Origin of the sequence: Buchnera aphidicola (Hyadaphis tataricae) (assembly GCF_005081445.1) — a bacterium.
Classification (GTDB): Bacteria; Pseudomonadota; Gammaproteobacteria; order Enterobacterales; family Enterobacteriaceae; genus Buchnera; species Buchnera aphidicola_AE.
In genome coordinates this window covers 424,159-442,450 of the sequence record NZ_CP034873.1, presented here as the reverse complement: position 1 = coordinate 442,450, position 18,292 = coordinate 424,159, and the positions used below count along the sequence as shown (strand labels likewise).

Genomic DNA, 18,292 nt, shown 5'->3' with positions numbered 1-18,292 from the left:
AAACTATATTTTAAATTTTTTATATTATTAAAACCTTTAATATTTTAAAAATAATAAAATATATCACTAATCAATATAAGGACGTTAAAAATGACTGAATATTTTTTTACATCTGAATCAGTATCTGAGGGTCATCCAGATAAAATTGCTGATCAAATTTCTGACGCATTACTTGATGAAATACTTAAACAGGATAACAAATCTCGTGTAGCTTGTGAAACATATGTCAAAACAGGTATGGTTTTAATTGGCGGAGAAATTACTACAAAAGCATGGGTTGATGTAGAAGAAATAACTCGTAATACGATTAAGAATATCGGTTATACTGATTCTGATACAGGATTTAATGCAGATTCTTGCGCGGTTTTAAGTACTATAGGAAAGCAATCACCGGATATTAATCAAGGAGTAGACCGATTTAATCCTTTAGAACAGGGTGCCGGTGATCAAGGAATTATTTTTGGTTATGCTACAAATGAAACTGAAGTATTAATGCCTGCGCCAATTACCTATGCTCATCTTTTAATGAAAAAGCAATCTGAATTAAGAAAAAATAAAGTTTTATCTTGGTTAAGACCAGATGCTAAAAGCCAGGTAACATTCAAATATCAAAAGGGGAAGATAATAGGTATAGACACTGTTGTGTTTTCTACGCAACATAAAGAAAATGTTACTCAAAATACTTTAAAAGAAGCTATTATGTATGAAATTATTAAACCAGTTCTTCCTAAAAAATGGTTAACAAAACATACTAAATTTTTTATCAATCCTACAGGTAGATTTGTTATAGGTGGACCTGTAGCCGATTGCGGATTAACTGGACGAAAAATTATTGTAGACACTTATGGTGGCATGTCGAGACATGGCGGAGGTGCGTTCTCGGGAAAAGATCCTTCTAAAGTAGATAGATCTGCAGCATACGCTGCGAGATATGTTGCTAAAAATATTGTAGCGGCTGGTTTATCCGATCGTTGTGAAATTCAATTATCTTATGCTATTGGTATAGCTGAACCAATTTCTATTATGGTAGATACTTTTGGTACAGGCAAAATAAGCAATAAATCTTTAATTTCTTTGATCCGTGATATTTTTGATTTACGTCCTTATGGATTAATTAAAATGCTTGATCTTTTAAGACCTATTTATCTTAATACAGCTGTTTACGGCCATTTTGGACGAAACGAGTTTCCATGGGAAAAAATTGATAAAGTAAAAGAACTTTTGAAATAAAATTTTTTGTCAAAAATATTTTTTATACTGAAAACAATCATTAATTTTTTATAAAAGTTCTGATTTAAAAAGAACTCATTCTTGTCCTTCTATTTCTTTTTGTTTTTTATGAGAGTTAATGACTTCTTGTTCTAACATATTTTTATGTATATTGTGACTACAGGTTTCAATAAAGTTTTTATGATATTGATTAGATAAATATAGTGCGGTATTCATTGCTCCATCTTCAAGAAAAAGTTTTAAACATTTTGCAGAATAGGTTAACTCAGGATTTTTAAAAAATAAAATCATTTTTTCACATGTTTTTTGATATAAAAAGTTCTTTTCGTTATCATCAAGAATCCATGCAATTTTTTTTAAATCATTAAATATAATTTTCACTATCTCTTCTAATGTGTTGGCTTTACTTGGATTAGTAATATATATTTTTTGATTGGGCTTTCTTCCTTCAAAAATAATTTTTTTCCAATTTTGAATAATCAATAAAAACTTATTTTTATTCATTGGCGGTGAATCAATTAAAGCACACCAAATTAAAAATAAATCTAAAAATAATATTTGAGTTTTGTTAATACCAATAGAAGAAAAAGGATTAATATCTAAAGAACGTATTTCTACATATTCCACGCCTCTTTTTTGAAGAGCTTCAGTAAAAGATTCATTATTATATGTTCGTATTTTAGGTCTGATTTGTGTATATAGTTCACTTTCCATTTGCAAAAAATTAGTATTTAATTGCTGAAGATTTCCGTTAGCATCTTTTAAACCGATATTGACAAATTTTTTTGATGGAGTTGTTATAGCATTGTTTAATGATCTAACATATGAATTCAAATCGTTAAACATAATATTCAAATCTATAATTTTTTTATGAATGCATTCAATGTTACTTAGTCTTAATGAAGTAGACCATGGCAGGTACAATATGTTTTCTTTTGGTTTTTTAAAGTTATATATTTGATGTTTATCTCGAAAAAGATGTTTTGATATAGCTGGAGAGGCTCCGAATAAATATGGAATAATCCAACCAAATTGATAATAATTTCTGATTAAATTAAAATATCCTGATGAAATAGATGTTACATATTTTTTTTCATTCCAACATTTCCAAAAAGTAATAGGTAATGAAAAATTATAATGCACACCTGAAATGGTGTTTTCTAGATCTCCATATCTTTTTTTTAAACCTATTCGGTACGTAGTCTTGATTTTTCCAATTTTAGAAAGACCATATTGAGCAATTTTAATATTAGTATCGGCATTATAAGAGTATGGTATACTAAATGGCCATATTCTTTCATGTGGTGTTTTTGATGCTACAAAAGAATGGAGATTTTTTAAAAAAGATAATAAATAGTCTATACTGTTACTGGTCGGTGTAATAAATTCTAATAAATTTTCTGCAAAATCAGTAGTAATCCATCGATGGGTTAAAGCTGATCCTATGTTATAAGGATGTTTGTTTTCAGAAAATATTCCATTTTTTTGAGTTCTTAACGCTTCACGTTCAATTCCTCGAAAAATTCCTTTTAGTATTTTTGGATTTTTTTTCAAACAGGAAAGTTTTTCTGAGATATCTGGTATCAATGTTTTCTCCTGATTTAAAAATCTTATTTTTTTGTATATTTTATTTTTTTAGTATTATTTTTTGCATCCGGAAGGATTCGAACCTCCGACCGCTCGGTTCGTAGCCGAGTACTCTATCCAACTGAGCTACGGATGCAATGTTTATAAAATTAATACTGGCGGTGAGAGAGGGATTCGAACCCTCGATGCAAAATTTTTTTACATACTCCCTTAGCAGGGGAGCGCCTTCATCCTCTCGGCCATCTCACCTAAAACGAAATTAATACTAATAGAACTTGTATTCTACTTTTTTTTATATATAAGTCAAACAAATTTTGCTTTTCGAATATTAGAAAATCAACTTTTTAAAACTGCATCTTACTAAACAAGTAAGTAAGATGCAGCATTGATTAACAATTTTTTTGTTGCTGTTTTTCAGCTTGAATGCGTTGATATATTTCTTCACGATGTACCGAAACTTTTTTAGGGGCATTTACACCAATTCGAACTTGGTTACCTTTAACTCCTAGTACTGTGACAGTTATTTCATCGCCAATTATTAACGTTTCGCCAACTCGACGAGTTAGAATTAGCATTTTTTTCTCCTTAAAAATTAAAAGAAGTTCGGTCTTTCCAGTTCCTGGTGTTATGAATAATATAGATTGAATAGTTAATAAAAAGATAATTTTATAATACATGTTTTTGTATTAAATCATGTTAATAAATCGATATTTTTTAAAAATATTTTTAGTTGAAATACGTTAATTTTATAATGCATGTTTTAGCTAACAACTATTTTTTAATTGATCACCAATCCATATTTCAATATCATTTAATATCTCAGGTATTTTTTTTGTATTTTTACCTCCTCCTTCAGCAATATCTTTTTTACCTCCTCCTTTTCCTAGAGTTTTTTCCATGAATTTATCTATAATTTTTTTAGCATTGATATCGTTAATTAAATTTTTTGTAACGCCAACAATAATAGTAAAACGATGATTAATAATATTTATTAAAATCACTATTGTTACTTTAAGTAATTTTTTTAATTGATCTAACATAATTCTCATGGATTTATGTTCATAATTATAAAATATTTTTGATAAAAATTTTACTCCTTTTATGTCTATTACTCTTTTCATCATATTTTTTATTTGAGATATGTTCTCTTGATGTTGTAGCGTCGTTATTTTTGTTTCTAAATGTTTTGTTGTATTTATTAATTTAGTAATTTTTTCTTTTATATAATCAATATCGCAATTTAATAGTGTTGATATATCGTGTATATCATTTTCTTTTTTATGTAAAAAATTTATTGCTGTTTGTCCGGTTATTGCCTCAATTCTTTTAATACCAGATGATACGCTAGATCGTGAAATAATTTTAAAAAAACCAATGTCTCCAGTTCTTTTTGTATGCGTTCCTCCGCAAAGTTCTATAGAAAAATCTTTTATAAATACAACACGTACAATTGAGCTGTATGCGTTATCAAATAAACACATTGCTTTCTTTTTTTTTGCTTCTTCCAAACTTAATTCTTTAATTTCAATGGGAATATTATCTCTAATTTTTGCATTCACAATGTTTTCAATATTTTGAATTTGAGCTATTGTTATAGAATTAGAGTAAGAAAAATCAAATCTTAAATATTTATTTGTGACTAAAGAACCCTTTTGATATACATTAGATCCGAAAATTTCTCTTAATGTTGCATGCAATAAATGTGTAGATGAATGGTTTAATTGAATATCATTTCTATGTTCTCGATCTATTTGACTATATAAACGATCGTAAATTTTAATTTTCCCAAAAATTAATCTACCAATGTGTCCTATTGTATTGCCATATTTTTTCGTATTTTCTACTATAAAACATGCGTTTTTATTATATAATTTACCTATATCGCTTATTTGTCCACCCGATTCACTATAAAATGGTGTTATGTTAAGAAAAATAATACTCAGATCGTTATTGGAAATTTCTTGAACAAATTTGTTTTTTGCGGCAATGTTTTTTACTAAAGATTTAGTTTTGTGTTCTTTGTAACCTTTGAACAAGCAAGTATCGTTTATAACAATATCGTTATTATAATTTTTACAAAATTGATTGTTTTCAAAAGATCTTTTTTTTTGTTTTTCTTTTAATATTTTATAACCTTGATAATCTATTTTGATGTTTTTTTCGCGACATATATCATTGGTTAAATCAACTGGAAATCCAAAGGTATCATAAAGATAAAATATCGTTTTTCCTGAAAGTGTATCATTTTTTGTATTCTTTATTTCATAATCTAATATTTTTAAACCTTTTTTTAATGTTGCAGAGAATTGTGTTTCTTCTTTTTTTAATATACTTTGTATTGTTTCCTTTTTGTTTTGTAAGATGTGAAAATCTGCATGCATAGTATTGATTACAGTGGATACTAATTTATAGAAAAAATGTTCTTTAATTCCGATTTTTTGTCCATGTCTTAAAGCTCTTCTGATGATTCTTCTTAAAACATAACCTCTATGCTCGTTAGATGGTAAAACATCATCTGCAATCATATATACAGCTGATCTAATATGATCTGCTATAATTTTTAAAGATATATGATTTGAACATTTTGTCGTACTAAAGGTAGATATATGTTTGATTAATACTTGAAAGATATCGATATCATAATTAGAAGAAACATTTTGTAAAACAGCAGCAATTCTTTCTAATCCCATACCTGTATCTACAGATATTTTTGGAAGAGAAATAATTTTGTTTTTTGAAATACGATTGAATGATATAAAAACAATATTCCAAATTTCAACAAAACGATTGTTTTTGTTCTCGATAAAACTTGATTGAGTATTTTCGTTTTCATTTCCATAATCATAAAATATTTCTGTAGATGGTCCACATGGTCCAGTGTCTCCCATTTTCCAAAAATTATCTGAATTATATTTTATTCCTTCTTTATCACCTATTTTTATAATTTTCTCAGGATTAATGTGAATGATATTTTTCCATATTTCATAGGACTCATAATCCTGTTCATATACTGAAATCCATAATTTTTTTTTCGGTATATTAAACCATTTTTCTGATGTTAATAGTTCCCAAGCATATTCTATTGCTTCTTTTTTAAAATAATCACCGAAACTAAAATTTCCAAGCATTTCAAAAAATGTGTGATGTTTTGAAGTATATCCTACATTATCTAAATCATTATGTTTTCCTCCAGTTCTTAAACAACGTTGAACTGTAGCAACACGAAGATGATGTGTATTTTTTTGACCTAAAAAAATTTCTTTAAATTGATTCATACCAGCGTTAGTAAATAATAAAGTAGAATCGTTATATGGTATTAAAGAACTACTTGGAAGAATAACATGGTTTTTTTCTTTAAAAAATGTTAGAAAATCTTGACGTATTTTATTGGTTTTTTTATGCATAATTATTTTTTGATTTGAAGAAAAAATTAATTCATTATTGAATATTTTTTAAAATTCTTATAAATATTTCTAATTATTTTTATAAAAAATTAGCGATCAGTATATTGTATTTTTGTTATTTCTCAATTTATACATTATTTAGTAACAGTATTTTTGATATCTTTTTAGCAGCGTCAAAAATCTTTAAAGCTGTATAAGATTTTTGCATGTACAATAGTGTTTTTTTTGCAACTGGTGTGTCTGGATATTTTTGAATGATTTCTATTCCTCGATTGATTACGGCTACGTGTTCTTTTAATGAAAAATAAAATTGTAAAATTTGAAAATCATATTCTGACAAACGATGTTGTATACATATAATCTGTTTTTTGGCATTGACAACATATGAACTATTAGGATAATAATAGATTAACTCTTTTAATTGAGACAACGCATGAATGGCATGAATAGGATTACTTGTATGATATTTTATAGGTAAAATATTAAAAAATCTATTTTGATCCATAGCCCAACTAATTAAAGATTGAAGGTATATCACATAATCTTTATTTTTGTGATTAGGATAAAGCATAATAAATTCTTGCGCAGTTTTTTGAGCCATATATAAATTTAAATTTTTATAATAAGCATAAATTAAATGAATTAAAATTTTATCCTGGTCTACATTATCCATGTGATTTTTAATTTTTTCTAGCATACTTATGGCATCATCAAATTTTTTTTCTTTTAATTTTTTTATTGAATACGCATAAAGTACATTTTTGATTACAAAAATTTTTTGATTTACAGCTTGACAATAAACCATTAAATTAAAACATATGATTACAAAAATCGATATAATTTTGTATTTTTTTTTCATTAGGATTGGTTCGAGTTGAATTGATAAACATTTTTATTAAATATATTTATATTTGATAGTATTATAGAAATTATTTCTTGTAAACGTTAAAAATTATTTTATTAAATCAACAAAACTGTATATTTCTTAATAAGGATTATATTCTTGAAACAAGAAGCATTAACGGCGGTTGTCTCCTGTTTATCTTTGTCAGGAAAAAGGTTAGATCAAGTCTTGTCTAAGATGTTTTCAGAATATTCTCGTTCTTATTTAAAAAAATTAATTCTGAAAAATAAAGTTGTAATCGATTCCGATATTGTAAATCGACCTGATAAAACAATATTAGGAGGTGAAATCATTTCTATTTATCCATATTTCACGATCGCAACACAAAATCTTCCTGAAAATATTGATTTAGATATTGTTTATGAAGATAATGAAATATTAGTAATTAATAAACCTGCTGGTTTCGTTGTGCATCCAGGATCTGGTAATAATACTGGAACACTTTTAAATGCTTTATTATATCGTTATAAGGATATAAAAAATTTGCCAAGATCAGGTATTGTGCATCGTTTAGACAAAAATACCAGTGGACTAATGGTTGTCGCGAAAACCATGTTTTCTTATAATTATTTAGTTGCATTATTGAAGAAAAGAAATATTTGTAGAGAATATCAAGGTATTGTTAAAGGAAATATGATCTCAGGAGGTACTATTGATGCACCTATTCAGCGTCATCTTTATAAACGAACCTGCATGATGGTTCATAATTTGGGAAAAAGATCAGTTACACATTATAAAATTATTCATCGTTTTAAATTCCATACACATATCCAGATACGTTTAGACACTGGAAGAACACATCAAATTCGTGTGCATATGCTGCATATTGGTCACCCATTAATTGGTGATTCACTATATGGTGGTCTCAATCGTTTTTCACAGTTTGTTAATCATAAACCATGCAATTATATATCTCAAGTAATAAAATTTCCCCGTCAAGCATTGCATGCAGGTTATATATCTTTTCGTCATCCTATAACTAGAAATCTTATATCTTGGACTATACCTCTTCCTAAAGATATAAAAAATCTTTTGTTATGTTTGTCAAAAATATAACAACTTGTTTTTTTATTTATTGTATTTCTTTTTAATAAAACATATTATCTTTTCTTATTGGAATTTTACAAAATATTCAGAGTAGATAAAAGAATGTTAGAAAAAAAAACGAAATCAGCATGTTTGATTGTACCTAATAAAAATTCTCAAGATCAAATTGCAAAAAGACCTTTGCGTGAATTAATCAAAAAATCTTTAAGGTATTATTTACTAAATTGCAAACATGAATGTTTAAATAATTTATATGCATTAGCATTAGCAGAATTAGAACAACCATTATTAGATATGATTATGCAACATACAAGAGGAAATCAAACTCGTGCCTCCAGCATTATGGGGATAAATCGTAGTACTTTAAGAAAAAAGTTAAAAAAATATGGTATGAATTAATTATGTTCTTTTTTTGAAATTTTTTCTATATAATTTGATAATATGTTATATACTTGAATGTGTTATATACTTGTTATTAAAAATTTTCTATATTTAACTTGGTTTATTTTTTTTAATTGCTCTATTAAAAATAGCTTGCAAAGCAAAAGAATAACCATCAAGACCCAGTCCACAGATGACACCTTTAGAAATATTTGATAACCAAGAATGAGAACGAAAATCTTCTCTAGCATAAATATTAGAAATATGTACTTCAATAAAAGGTATATCAACAGCAATTAATGCATCTCTAATAGCAATGCTAGTATGTGTAAACGCTGCGGCATTAATAATAATATAATCAATGCTATTTTTTGCAGAATGAATATTATCAATTAAAACATTTTCTGCATTAGATTGTATATGATGCAGTATAATATTTAATTTTTTAGCTTGTTTTTCTAATTTTTTTAATAAATCAGTTAAAGTGATATGTCCATAAATTTCATTTTCTCGTGTTCCTAGAAGATTTAAATTAGGTCCGTTAATTAATAAAACATTTATATTTTTTTTCATAGTACAACCTTTTATTAAAAATTTTTTATTTTTCAGAATATATATTTTTGAAAATACTTTTTATTTTTTTATTTTATATTTTATAATGATTTTTTACAAGACCATTATAAATTAAGTGAGTTTAAATGACATTAGAATTAGTTACTGAATCTTTATTAACTTTAAATAAAATTAATAATCAAGATTTGTTTATTTCTTTAGAAGAGCTTTGCAAACGCAAAATAGATTATGGAGATTTTTATTTTCAATCTCATCTTCATGAATCTTGGTCTTTAGAAAATAGAATAATCAAAGAAGGCAATTATCATTCAGATCAAGGCATTGGAGTTAGAGCTATTAATGGAGAAACTACAGGTTTTTCATATGCAGATCAAATATCTTTAGAATCCTTGAGACATAGCGCAAAAATGGCAAGTAGCGCAATTTTTTTAAAGGGAGAAAATAAACCAAAGAAATTGTTTAAGAAAAATGTTAAATCTTGTTATGATCGCAGTAATCCATTAAATATGCTGTCTACAAGAGAAAAAAATGAATTACTATATAGAGCTGATCATATTGCGCGAAGTTGTGATGATCGCGTTATAGAGGTCAATGCTAATTTAACCGGTTCATATGAACAAGTTTTAATAGTATCTACTGATGGTGTTTTAGCTGCTGATATCAGACCATTAGTATATTTTTCGATTAGTGTTGTAGTTGAAGATCATGGAAAAATCGAATCTGGTAGAAGCGGAGGTAGTAGTCGAGTTGATTATAGTTTTTTCTTTAACAAAGATGATGTTACTAAAGAAATTAGAATTGATTATTGGTCTAAAGAAGCAGTTCGTATAGCGCTTCTTAATTTATCTTCAAAAAATGCACCATCAGGAACTTTTCCAGTAGTTTTAGGTTGTGGTTGGCCTGGAGTATTATTGCACGAAGCTATTGGTCATGGTTTAGAGGGTGATTTTAATAGAAAAAAAACTTCAATCTTTACCAATATGATTGGGAAAAAAGTTTCATCTGAATTATGCACAATTATTGATGATGGTACTCTTTATGGTCAACGTGGATCATTAACTATCGATGATGAGGGTACTCCCGGACAGCGCAATATCCTCATTCAAGATGGAATACTTAAAAAGTACATGCAAGATAAGCTTAATGCACGTTTAATGAATGTCGAATCTACTGGTAATGCTCGTCGTGAATCTTATTCGTGTCTACCTATACCTCGTATGACCAATACTTATATGTTATCTGGAACATCTAAAATAGAAGATATAATCAATAGTGTTGATTATGGAATATATGCTGTAAATTTTTCAGGAGGACAGGTAGATATTACTTCAGGAAAATTTGTTTTTTCTACATCAGAAGCTTATTTAATTGAAAAAGGAAGAATTTCAAAACCAATCAAAAATACAACATTAATCGGATCTGGTTTAGAAGTCATGCAAAATATATCAATGATTGGAAATGATTTAAAAATGGATGACGGCATGGGAATGTGTGGTAAAGATGGTCAAAATGTACCAGTGGGAATCGGACTACCATCTATTAAATTAGATAGATTAACTGTAGGCGGTACTGCTTGATTCATTAAAAACATGTTTTTTTTATGTAAAAATGCAGTCAAGAATGTAGTCATGACTGCATGCAAAGTTTATTTCAAACAGATTAATTTAATTTTTCTCGAATGCGTGCAGCTTTACCCGTTCTAGTTCTTAAATAGTATAATTTAGCTTTTCTTACTAATCCTTTTCTTTTTATGAAAATCTCATTAATAGCTTTGGAATGTATTTGAAAAACACGTTCGATTCCTTCTCCATTTGAAATTTTTCTTACGGTAACGGAAGAGTTTAAGCCACGATTTTTCATTGCAATCACAATACCTTCAAAAGATTGCAAACGTTTTTTAGATCCTTCAATAACCCATACTTTTACTTCAATAGTATCTCCAGGATTAATAATAGGTATATTTTTTTTTAATTGTTTTTGTTCTATTATATGAATTATATTTTTCATATGTGCTCTCGTTCATGTTAAAGATATCAATAGTTAACTCTTGTTTTTTTTAAACTCATCTAATAGATTTTTTTCTTCTTTTGTTAATGTATTTTTTAACAGATCTGGTCGTTTCATCCATGTTTTAACGAGTGATTGTTTTAAACGCCAAAGTCGAATTTTATTGTGATCTCCAGACAATAATATTTTAGGAACAGACATGTTGTATATTGTTCTAGGTCTAGTATAATTTGGATAATCAAATAGATGATTAGAAAAAGTTTCTTCTTTTATCGACTCTTTTTTTTTAATTACACCTGGAATTAATCTAGAAATAGAATCTATCATTGTCATAGCAGCCAGTTCGCCTCCAGTAAGTATATAATCTCCAATCGACCATTCTTCATTTATTTCATGATCCATAAGTCTTTGATCTATCCCTTCATATCTACCACAAAGAAAAATAATTTTTTTTTTCTTAATGAATTTAGGTATATGTTTTTGTTTAAAAATTTTTCCTTGAGGAGATAAATAAATTACTGTAGCATTTTTTAATAAAGATTTAGCGTATTGAATCGCTAAGTATAAAGGTTCTACAGTCATTAACATTCCTGGTCCTCCTCCATAAGGACGATCATCAACAGATTTATATTTATTTTTAGAAAAATTTCTTGGGTTAATTAAATCAAGATGAATAATATTACTCTTAATTGCTTTTTTAGTGACGCCGTAATTAATTAGGGCATTAAACATTTCAGGAAAAATTGTAATGATTTTAAACCATATTAAAGTATGATCATATTGTGTTTTCATTTATGATATATGAATGTAGTGCTATTGAACTGTTATGATTTTTTTATTAATATTTACTTTTTTTATTATTGTTTTATCGATAAAGGGAATTAAGATATTCTTTTTATTTGATTCATTTTTGATGATTAAAATATCATTATTTTTGGTTCGAATAAGATCTATTACTTTTCCTAAATATTTACCACTTATATTGAATACGTCATAATTAATCAGATCATACCAATAATATTCGTTTTTTTTTAGTAAAGGCAATTGAGATTTGCTAATTATTATATCTGAATCAGTTAATTGCATAGCTTTTGAACGATCAGTAGTGCCCTTTATTTGAACAATAAAATTATTTTTGTATTGTTTCCATTTTTTTACATAAATTTTTATCCAATTTTCTTGTTTGTAAAAATACCATGGAAGATAATCGAATATATTTTCTTTATTTTCCGTAAAAGAAAAAATTTTTATCCACCCCAATATTCCGTAAGATTTTCCTACCTTTCCTATTAATATTGGATTATTTGGTTTATTTATATCTCTACCTCTTTTTTATCCGATAATTGAACAATCTTTTTTATTCTTGCTGACATTTGTGCGCCTTGTTTTTTCCAATATGTAATACGATCTAAGTTTAATTTGATTTTTTCAGATTTGCCTTTAGCAATCGGATTAAAATAACCTACATTTTCAATAAACTTACCATCTCTTGAGCAACGACTATCTGCTACGACCATTTTATAAAAAGGACGTTTTTTTGCACCATATCTTGCTAAACGAATTTTTACCATATATTTTTTCTTCTAAAAAATTGTTTTAATTAAAGTTGCATATACATTTCAAAAATAAATAATATTTTTATATTGAACAAAATTATGTTTTTTGTAGTTATTTAAAAGTTTTTAGGTAATATATGCTTCATTCCTCTCATGATTTTTGCTACGCCTCCGGTTTTAATTTTTTGCATCATTCTTTTTATATCATCAAAATTTTTCAGTAGTTTGTTGACATCTTGTATTTTCATACCTGAACCTAAAGCAATTCTACGTTTCCTAGATCCTTTGATAATACTAGGTGTAGCTCGTTCTTTTGGTGTCATCGAACAAATCATAGCCTCCATTTTATTTAATGAATTTTTGTCTTGTTTGAGTAATGATATACTATTAGACAATTGATTGTTATTGGAAAACTTATTAATAAAATAATTTAACCCACCCATTTTTTTTATTTGTTTAATTTGTATTAAAAAATCATTTAAATTAAAAAGGTGTCCTTTTTGCAGTTTTTCAGTAAATTCTTGAACTTGAGCTTGACTTACTTTTTCTTCGATGTCTTTAATTATTGCGATAATATTATTCATCCCTAAAATTCTTTCAGCTGTTCTTTCGGGATAAAAAGGCTCTAATTCATTAACTTTTTCTCCTGTTCCTATAAATTTTATTGGCTTTCCTGTAATGTAACGCATCGATAAAGCTATACCATTTCTAGAGTCTCCATCAGTTTTGGTTAATATTATACCAGATATTAATAATTGCTCATTAAATATTTTTGCCATATTAACCGCATCTTGACCCATCATAGAATCAACGACTAATAATGTTTCAATAGGTTTTGATACAGTTTGGATTTCATAAATTTCTGTCATCATTTTTTTATCAATATGTAAACGACCTGCTGTATCAATTAATAATACATCATAAAAGTTTATTTTTGCGTATTCAATAGATTTTAAAGTGATTTCTAATGGCGTTTGATTTGGACTAGGAGGTAAAAAATCTACTTTGATTTGTTTCGATAAAATTTCTAATTGTTTAATTGCAGCAGCGCGGTACACATCAACAGATATGATAAGTATTTTTTTCTTATGTTTATTTTGAATCCATTTAGCCAGTTTTGCTATATTTGTTGTTTTTCCAACGCCTTGTAAACCTACAAACAATATAACTGCTGGTGGTTTAGTAGATAAGTTTAAAAAATTATTTTTTTCACCCATGGCGAAGATTAATTCTTTTTTAACAATTTTGATAAACTCTTGTCCAGGAGTTAAACTTTTGTTAATTTCATTTCCAATAGATTTTTCTTTTACATTTTCTATAAATTTTTTTATTACTGATAGTGTTACATCTGCTTCTAAAAAAGCTTTACGAACTTCACGTATTGTATCTTTGATATTTTCTTCTGTAAGTCTTCCTTTATTTATAATTTTACGAAAACTTTGAGAAAGACGTTGAGTTAGGTTTTTAAACATTTTTAATCGCTTATGTCAAAATAAATTATATGTTAATTAAATTTTAAAAAACTATTTTTAAAAGTTTTTTAATAATTGTTTTTTGTTCATTCATTGTAAAAAAATAAGAAACAATGCAAATCATATTTCACTTGGATATGAACCTAGAATTTTTATAAAATTGCAATGTTTTTGAGCTGTTTTAAGGATATTTTTTATTAATATTGATGATAAATTATCTTGAATATCTAGATAAAAAATATCTTCAGAGATTACTGAATATTTTATATTGATTTTTTTGATGCTGATGATTTTATTTTTTAACATAAATAAAATATTATTTAAAGTATCTGATTTTTTTTTAATACTAAGTATTAATGTTGTTTTTGATAATTGATTTTCAGCGTTTTCTAGGGGTTTACGATGCAATACAATAAATCTTGTAGTGTTGTTTTTTTGATTTGCTAAATTTGTATGCAAAATATGTAAGTTATAAATTTTTTTTCCTATTTCACTACCTAATGCTGCCTTTGTGATGTCATTGTATTGCAAAATTTTTTTCATTGCATCAGCTGTGCTTTTTGTGTATTTTATTTTCCAATTAGAAAATTTTTTAATAAAATTACTACATTGTTTAAATGGTTGAGGATGGCTATATATAGTTTTAATCTCGCATAACTGTACTTTTTTTACAGCAAGTAAGCAGTGATTAATAGATATTTTAATTTCTCCCACAATAAACAAATTAGTTTTTATCAATAATTGTAAAGTTTCATCAATATATCCAGAGCAAGTATTTTCTATAGGTAGAATAGCATAGTCAGATTCATTGTTTTCAACAGAACATAGAGTTTCTTCAAAGGTGGAACATGCTTTCATAAAATATGTTTTAAATTTTTTTTTGGCATATTCACAAACAGCAATATGAGAATAAGAACCCTTAGGACCTAAAAAAGAAAAAAAAGCAAAATTTAATTTTTTGTTATAATAAAATTCTTGTAACAATTCCATTTGCGTTGATACAGAGTCTTCAATTATCAATTCAAAAATTTTAGTGATATACTCCGCTGTTAAATAATTGTCTTTTCCTATGTTAATTAATTTTTGTAATAACTTTTTTTCACGTTCTGTGTCTCTCACAGACTTATTGTTTTCTATTTTAGATTTAGCAATTTTAAATGCTAATATTTTTCTTTTAGATAGCAATTTCACTATTTTTTCATCAATATCATTAATTTTATCACGAAAAATTAATAAAGAATTTTGTTCAGGCATGATTTATTACCTATAAATATATAGCAACTTTTAATATGTATAAAATATTTTTAAGAAAATTTTCTTTCTAAAATACAATGTATTGTACAATATCATGTTATAAATAATGATTAATAGATTCTATTGTATTAAGAAAATATATTATATTAAGTAATTTTATATAGAATTATAGAAAAAAATTAAATTTTTTACTGTATCTTATTAGATTTAATCATAGTATGATTTTGTGAATAAATCATTATATTTAAAGGTGAGTTTTTAAATGAAAACTTTTACAGTTAAATCCAGTAACATTATAAGAAATTGGTATTATGTGGATGCGACCAATAAAATATTGGGTAGATTCGCAAGTGAATTATCAATTCGTCTTAGAGGAAAGCATAAAGTACAATATAGCCCTCATATTGATACAGGAGATTATATTATTGTTTTAAATGCTTCAAAAATATTAATCACAGGAAAGAAAAAACAAAACAAGATATATTATCGTCATACTGGTTATATAGGCGGCATAAAAGCATTAAGTTTTGAGGAGTTAATATCTCGTGCTCCAGAAAAAGTTATTCAAATTGCAGTAAAAGGTATGTTGCCGAAGGGTGCTTTAGGACGTTCTATGTTCAAAAAATTAAAAGTATTTTCTGATGAAAATCATGATCATATAGCTCAATGTCCTCAGTTATTAAATATTTAATTAAAGGTATAAGAAATAATGCATAATCAAATGTATGGAACCGGTCGTCGAAAGAGTTCTTCTGCTAGAGTTTTTCTTAGATTTGGAAGTGGAGACATTATCATCAATCAACGTTCTTTACATGAATATTTTGGACGCGAAACCGCATGTATGATAGTGCGTCAACCGTTAGAATTAGTTGATATGATTAGTAAATTTGATATTTATATTACGGTTAAAGGAGGAGGCATTTCTGGACAAGCAGGGGCGATTCGTCAAGGAATTACTCGAGCTTTAATTAAATATAATTCATCTTTACGCGCTCAATTAAGACAAGCTGGATTTGTAACGCGTGATTCACGTCAAGTAGAACGTAAAAAAATAGGTTTGCGTAAAGCTAGAAAAAAACCACAATTTTCTAAACGTTAGAATACTAGCATGATTAAAAAAAAGTAAAGTTAAAGTTCAAAGAACTTGGCCGTTTAAGAAACCAAGTTCTTTTTTGTTTTATTCAGGTAATTGAACAAATCAAAACATAGTTTTTTCGTGCCCGTTTTTTTAATAGAGGAAATAAAATAATATTTTTCTAAATTAATTTCTTGTTTAATGTCATTAACTATATTTTTAACGTCTTTTTCACTTAATAAATCAATTTTATTTAAAATTAACCATCTTGGTTTATCGTATAGTTTTTTGCTATATTTTTTTAATTCATTTAATACTATTGTTATATTTTTCAATGGATGCAAGTTATTCTCAGGTTTCAAATCGACAACATGTAATAATATTTTACATCTTTCTAAATGTTTTAGAAAACGTATTCCTAAACCACAACCGTTAGCAGCGCCTTTAATAATACCTGGTATATCTGCTATTATAAATGTTTTATTTTTTTGAATTGTGACGCTACCTAAAATTGGATTTAATGTTGTAAATGGATAGTTTGCAATTTTTGTTTTAGATCCAGAAATGCTTCTAACTAAGCTAGATTTTCCAACATTAGGCATTCCTAATGTTCCAACATCTGCAAGTAAAATAAGTTCTAATTGGATATCTCTTTTTTCTCCTATAGATCCAGATGTACTTTTTCTTGGAGCTCTATTAGTAGATGATTTAAATCTAGTATTGCCTAATCCATGCCAACCACCTTTTGCAACTAATATTTTTTGTTCATGATAAAGTAAATCTCCTATGATTTCACGTGTTTGATGGTTTATGACTTTTGTACCAATAGGAACATATATAGTAATATCGTTACCTGTTTTACCAGTGCAATTTTTGCCTGATCCATTTTTTCCATGTTCTGCTTGAAATTTTTTTTTAAATCTCAAATCGATTAAAGTATTTAAATTATTATCAGCCTGTATCCAAACATTTCCACCATCTCCACCATTTCCACCATCTGGACCGCCTTTAGGAATATATTTTTCTTTTCTAAAACTTATACATCCATTACCACCATTTCCAGCAGAGACTTCTATTATAGTTTCATCAATAAATTTCATCTTTTGTCCATGTAAAATACTGTTTTTAAATTAGTTGAATGACGTTTCAATGACGCTAAATTTGATTTTTTAAACCCCCCCTGGTAAAAGGGGTCTATTATATCTCTTAGTTTATTATATTTATATAAGTTCTATTTTTAGATCCTTGTTTTTTAAATTGTACTTTACCTTGTAAAATAGCAAAAATTGTGTGATCTTTGCCACATTTTACATTTTTACCAGGATGAAATTTAGTTCCACGTTGTTTTACAATAATACTTCCTGCAGAAACTAATTGACCACCAAAACATTTAACTCCTAATCGTTGTGCATTGGAATCTCGTCCGTTTCTAGTTGAGCCTCCAGCTTTTTTATGTGCCATTTTTTTTGTTTTCCTCTAAAATATTGTTTATATTTATTATTTTTACATCGGTAAAATATTGACGATGACCCTGTTGTTTTTTATAATGTTTTCTACGATTGAATTTAATCACTTTTATTTTTTTGCAACGACCATGATTTTCAATATTTGCTGTAATTTTCGCTCCTTTAATAAAAGGATTACCGAAAGATACATGTTCTTTATTAGCAACCATTAAAATACTATTAAATTCTACAGTTTCACCAAGTGAATAATTTAATTTTTCTAATCTAACAATTTGATTTTTAATAGCACGATATTGTTTTCCACCACTTAAAAAAACTGCATACATAAAATACTCC

At 26.9% G+C, this 18,292-nt stretch carries 20 protein-coding genes and 2 tRNA genes; 6 read left to right on the top strand and 16 right to left on the bottom strand.

Translation table 11 applies throughout. The features are described 5' to 3' along the window. Positions 1–90: 90 nt before the first annotated feature. Positions 91–1,230, top strand: a complete 1,140-nt coding sequence (gene metK, locus D9V69_RS02035) for a methionine adenosyltransferase (protein ID WP_158356667.1) — start codon at positions 91–93, stop codon at positions 1,228–1,230. 75 nt (positions 1,231–1,305) lie between these two features. On the opposite strand, the gene gshA is transcribed toward metK, so the two are convergent. From gshA to D9V69_RS02005, 6 genes are all read right to left on the bottom strand, one after another. Beyond that, complete coding sequence (gene gshA / locus D9V69_RS02030) at positions 1,306–2,817, bottom strand: glutamate--cysteine ligase (RefSeq protein WP_158356666.1); 1,512 nt, start codon at positions 2,815–2,817, stop codon at positions 1,306–1,308. A 62-nt stretch (positions 2,818–2,879) separates the two neighbouring features. After that, positions 2,880–2,953, bottom strand: a tRNA-Arg gene (locus D9V69_RS02025). A 20-nt stretch (positions 2,954–2,973) separates the two neighbouring features. Further along, positions 2,974–3,066, bottom strand: a tRNA-Ser gene (locus D9V69_RS02020). Between the two features lie 140 nt (positions 3,067–3,206). Next, positions 3,207–3,392 (bottom strand): carbon storage regulator CsrA, encoded by a 186-nt coding sequence (gene csrA / locus D9V69_RS02015; protein WP_158356665.1) that lies wholly within the window; start codon positions 3,390–3,392, stop codon positions 3,207–3,209. 189 nt (positions 3,393–3,581) lie between these two features. Continuing rightward, positions 3,582–6,221 carry an alanine--tRNA ligase gene (gene alaS / locus D9V69_RS02010; RefSeq protein WP_158356664.1) on the bottom strand — a complete coding sequence of 880 codons (2,640 nt, stop codon included), beginning with the start codon at positions 6,219–6,221 and terminating at the stop codon, positions 3,582–3,584. A 127-nt stretch (positions 6,222–6,348) separates the two neighbouring features. Beyond that, on the bottom strand, positions 6,349–7,080 hold the full coding sequence (locus tag D9V69_RS02005) for an outer membrane protein assembly factor BamD (protein ID WP_158356663.1): 732 nt from the start codon (positions 7,078–7,080) through the stop codon (positions 6,349–6,351). Between the two features lie 144 nt (positions 7,081–7,224). Between D9V69_RS02005 and rluD the strand changes: the two genes are divergently transcribed. Both rluD and fis read left to right on the top strand, forming a co-directional pair. After that, positions 7,225–8,181: a 23S rRNA pseudouridine(1911/1915/1917) synthase RluD gene (gene rluD / locus D9V69_RS02000; protein WP_158356662.1), complete on the top strand. Its 957-nt coding sequence runs from the start codon at positions 7,225–7,227 to the stop codon at positions 8,179–8,181. Between the two features lie 93 nt (positions 8,182–8,274). Next, positions 8,275–8,571 (top strand): DNA-binding transcriptional regulator Fis, encoded by a 297-nt coding sequence (gene fis, locus D9V69_RS01995; protein WP_158356661.1) that lies wholly within the window; start codon positions 8,275–8,277, stop codon positions 8,569–8,571. 93 nt (positions 8,572–8,664) lie between these two features. On the opposite strand, the gene aroQ is transcribed toward fis, so the two are convergent. Beyond that, positions 8,665–9,126 (bottom strand): type II 3-dehydroquinate dehydratase, encoded by a 462-nt coding sequence (gene aroQ / locus D9V69_RS01990; RefSeq protein ID WP_158356660.1) that lies wholly within the window; start codon positions 9,124–9,126, stop codon positions 8,665–8,667. Between the two features lie 125 nt (positions 9,127–9,251). Here aroQ and tldD point away from each other — a divergent pair, with 125 nt between their 5' ends. Beyond that, positions 9,252–10,703 (top strand): metalloprotease TldD, encoded by a 1,452-nt coding sequence (tldD, locus tag D9V69_RS01985; protein WP_158356659.1) that lies wholly within the window; start codon positions 9,252–9,254, stop codon positions 10,701–10,703. Between the two features lie 82 nt (positions 10,704–10,785). Here tldD and rplS read toward each other — a convergent pair whose 3' ends face one another. The 6 genes from rplS to D9V69_RS01955 all read right to left on the bottom strand — a co-directional run bounded on the left by rplS (position 10,786) and on the right by D9V69_RS01955 (position 15,415). Then, positions 10,786–11,133, bottom strand: coding sequence for a 50S ribosomal protein L19 (gene rplS, locus D9V69_RS01980; protein WP_158356658.1), 348 nt, complete (start codon positions 11,131–11,133; stop codon positions 10,786–10,788). Between the two features lie 33 nt (positions 11,134–11,166). Then, on the bottom strand, positions 11,167–11,925 hold the full coding sequence (trmD, locus tag D9V69_RS01975; protein WP_158356657.1) for a tRNA (guanosine(37)-N1)-methyltransferase TrmD: 759 nt from the start codon (positions 11,923–11,925) through the stop codon (positions 11,167–11,169). Positions 11,926–11,946: 21 nt separating this feature from the next. After that, positions 11,947–12,450 carry a ribosome maturation factor RimM gene (rimM, locus tag D9V69_RS01970; RefSeq protein ID WP_158356656.1) on the bottom strand — a complete coding sequence of 168 codons (504 nt, stop codon included), beginning with the start codon at positions 12,448–12,450 and terminating at the stop codon, positions 11,947–11,949. Further along, the gene (gene rpsP / locus D9V69_RS01965; protein WP_158356655.1) at positions 12,447–12,704 is read right to left on the bottom strand and encodes a 30S ribosomal protein S16; all 258 of its coding nucleotides are present in this window, start codon (positions 12,702–12,704) and stop codon (positions 12,447–12,449) included. The genes rimM and rpsP overlap by 4 nt, the downstream gene beginning before the upstream one ends. A gap of 101 nt (positions 12,705–12,805) precedes the next feature. Further along, positions 12,806–14,161 (bottom strand): signal recognition particle protein, encoded by a 1,356-nt coding sequence (gene ffh, locus D9V69_RS01960; RefSeq protein WP_158356654.1) that lies wholly within the window; start codon positions 14,159–14,161, stop codon positions 12,806–12,808. Between the two features lie 120 nt (positions 14,162–14,281). Next, a complete protein-coding gene (locus D9V69_RS01955) occupies positions 14,282–15,415 on the bottom strand; it encodes a chorismate mutase (protein WP_158356653.1) in 1,134 nt (377 codons plus the stop codon). Positions 15,416–15,677: 262 nt separating this feature from the next. Between D9V69_RS01955 and rplM the strand changes: the two genes are divergently transcribed. Beyond that, positions 15,678–16,106, top strand: coding sequence for a 50S ribosomal protein L13 (gene rplM / locus D9V69_RS01950; RefSeq protein ID WP_158356652.1), 429 nt, complete (start codon positions 15,678–15,680; stop codon positions 16,104–16,106). Between the two features lie 15 nt (positions 16,107–16,121). Continuing rightward, positions 16,122–16,514 (top strand): 30S ribosomal protein S9, encoded by a 393-nt coding sequence (gene rpsI, locus D9V69_RS01945; protein ID WP_158356651.1) that lies wholly within the window; start codon positions 16,122–16,124, stop codon positions 16,512–16,514. Between the two features lie 53 nt (positions 16,515–16,567). On the opposite strand, the gene cgtA is transcribed toward rpsI, so the two are convergent. The 3 genes from cgtA to rplU form a co-directional block, all read right to left on the bottom strand. Beyond that, complete coding sequence (gene cgtA / locus D9V69_RS01940; protein WP_158356650.1) at positions 16,568–17,590, bottom strand: Obg family GTPase CgtA; 1,023 nt, start codon at positions 17,588–17,590, stop codon at positions 16,568–16,570. 106 nt (positions 17,591–17,696) lie between these two features. Beyond that, positions 17,697–17,951: a 50S ribosomal protein L27 gene (gene rpmA, locus D9V69_RS01935; protein WP_158356649.1), complete on the bottom strand. Its 255-nt coding sequence runs from the start codon at positions 17,949–17,951 to the stop codon at positions 17,697–17,699. Beyond that, positions 17,941–18,282 carry a 50S ribosomal protein L21 gene (rplU, locus tag D9V69_RS01930; RefSeq protein WP_158356648.1) on the bottom strand — a complete coding sequence of 114 codons (342 nt, stop codon included), beginning with the start codon at positions 18,280–18,282 and terminating at the stop codon, positions 17,941–17,943. The genes rpmA and rplU overlap by 11 nt, the downstream gene beginning before the upstream one ends. Between the last annotated feature and the right edge of the window lie 10 nt (positions 18,283–18,292).

Bases quoted from the DNA above. Each gene is read 5' to 3' on its own strand.
- D9V69_RS01955 (WP_158356653.1), bottom strand. From the start codon at position 15,415: ATGCCTGAACAAAATTCTTTATTAATTTTTCGTGATAAAATTAATGAT.
- alaS (WP_158356664.1), bottom strand. From the start codon at position 6,221: ATGCATAAAAAAACCAATAAAATACGTCAAGATTTTCTAACATTTTTT.
- rplM (WP_158356652.1), top strand. From the start codon at position 15,678: ATGAAAACTTTTACAGTTAAATCCAGTAACATTATAAGAAATTGGTAT.
- ffh (WP_158356654.1), bottom strand. From the start codon at position 14,161: ATGTTTAAAAACCTAACTCAACGTCTTTCTCAAAGTTTTCGTAAAATT.
- aroQ (WP_158356660.1), bottom strand. From the start codon at position 9,126: ATGAAAAAAAATATAAATGTTTTATTAATTAACGGACCTAATTTAAAT.
- rpsP (WP_158356655.1), bottom strand. From the start codon at position 12,704: ATGGTAAAAATTCGTTTAGCAAGATATGGTGCAAAAAAACGTCCTTTT.
- fis (WP_158356661.1), top strand. From the start codon at position 8,275: ATGTTAGAAAAAAAAACGAAATCAGCATGTTTGATTGTACCTAATAAA.
- metK (WP_158356667.1), top strand. From the start codon at position 91: ATGACTGAATATTTTTTTACATCTGAATCAGTATCTGAGGGTCATCCA.
- rplU (WP_158356648.1), bottom strand. From the start codon at position 18,282: ATGTATGCAGTTTTTTTAAGTGGTGGAAAACAATATCGTGCTATTAAA.
- D9V69_RS02005 (WP_158356663.1), bottom strand. From the start codon at position 7,080: ATGAAAAAAAAATACAAAATTATATCGATTTTTGTAATCATATGTTTT.
- cgtA (WP_158356650.1), bottom strand. From the start codon at position 17,590: ATGAAATTTATTGATGAAACTATAATAGAAGTCTCTGCTGGAAATGGT.
- trmD (WP_158356657.1), bottom strand. From the start codon at position 11,925: ATGAAAACACAATATGATCATACTTTAATATGGTTTAAAATCATTACA.
- rplS (WP_158356658.1), bottom strand. From the start codon at position 11,133: ATGAAAAATATAATTCATATAATAGAACAAAAACAATTAAAAAAAAAT.
- csrA (WP_158356665.1), bottom strand. From the start codon at position 3,392: ATGCTAATTCTAACTCGTCGAGTTGGCGAAACGTTAATAATTGGCGAT.
- rpmA (WP_158356649.1), bottom strand. From the start codon at position 17,951: ATGGCACATAAAAAAGCTGGAGGCTCAACTAGAAACGGACGAGATTCC.
- tldD (WP_158356659.1), top strand. From the start codon at position 9,252: ATGACATTAGAATTAGTTACTGAATCTTTATTAACTTTAAATAAAATT.